This window comes from Micromonospora sp. NPDC049799, from assembly GCF_040656655.1.
Taxonomy (GTDB): domain Bacteria; phylum Actinomycetota; class Actinomycetes; order Mycobacteriales; family Micromonosporaceae; genus Micromonospora.
Genome location: NZ_JBFAMU010000912.1, coordinates 1 through 1068, shown reverse-complemented (window position 1 = coordinate 1068; position 1068 = coordinate 1). Strand labels below are relative to the sequence as shown.

Below are 1068 nucleotides of genomic sequence, written 5' to 3'. Positions count from 1 at the left end.
AGTTTGTTGTTTCATTAGTTGTGGTTTTCCTACATCCCGATGGGGTGGTGACTACGCCGGGGCTAACAACCCACCCCCACCCGGGGGGCCAGATCGCGGCCGCCGGGCCCACCGCCGTGCTGGCCGGCGGCCGGGTCGACCCGGAGTCGGTCTTCCCGTCCCGACTGGTCCGCCGGGTGAGCGCCTGACCGGCGGGACGGGGGTTGGGTGCGGCTGATCGGCCGGGTGAGCGCCGGGCCCGCCCGCCGGGACGGGGGTTGGGTGTCCCCGGGGCGGGTAACCGCCGGCCGTCCGCACCGCCGACCCGAGGACCGCCCGTGACCGAACCCGCCCCGCCCCACCGCGCACCGGAGGAGAATCCCCGGCACGGCCGGCTCACCGCCCGGCCGGCACCGCCGACCGCGCGGGCCGGCACCGGGATCCAGTCGCTGACCGACGCCGAGGGCGGTCCACTGGCGATGACGTACGCGCCGGAGCCCGCCGACGGCTCGCCGTACCGCCTCGTGCTGCTGCTGCACGGGGCCGGCGGCTCGGCCCGGCAGGGTCTGGACCTGCTGCTGCCGGTGGCCGACGCGCACCGCCTGCTGCTGGTCGCCCCGCAGGCCGCCGCGGGCAGTTGGGACCTGATCGTCGAGGGCTTCGGGGTGGACGTACGCCGGATCGACGGGCTGCTCGCCGGTGTGTTCTCCGGACATCCCGTCAACCGGGTCGTGTTCGGCGGGTTCTCCGACGGCGCGTCGTACGCCCTCTCGCTGGGCCTGACCAACGGCGACCTGGTCGACGCGGTCGTGGCCTTCTCGCCCGGCTTCGCCGCGCCCCTGGTCACGCACGGCAAGCCCCGGGTGTACGTCGCGCACGGCACGGACGACCCGGTGCTGCCGGTGGACGTGTGCAGCCGTCGGCTGGTGCCCCGGCTGCGCGCGCTCGACTACGACGTGACGTACCAGGAGTTCCCGGGCGGCCACGAGGTGCCGGCCGAGGTCCGGCTGGCGCGGCGAGCACCGCCCGCAGTTCCCCCGCCGCGTCCTCGCCGGTGCCGAGGCCGGACCCGCAGACCCAGGCCTGCAC

1 protein-coding gene and 1 pseudogene are annotated in these 1068 nt (G+C 75.7%); both read left to right on the top strand.

What is annotated here, in order from left to right; translation table 11 throughout:
• Positions 1-47: 47 nt before the first annotated feature.
• Positions 48-188 carry a hypothetical protein gene (locus AB0I76_RS30580; RefSeq protein WP_357042806.1) on the top strand — a complete coding sequence of 47 codons (141 nt, stop codon included), beginning with the start codon at positions 48-50 and terminating at the stop codon, positions 186-188.
• A gap of 270 nt (positions 189-458) precedes the next feature.
• Positions 459-914: pseudogene (locus AB0I76_RS30575) on the top strand (phospholipase); the annotation flags it as partial.
• Positions 915-1068 lie beyond the last annotated feature (154 nt).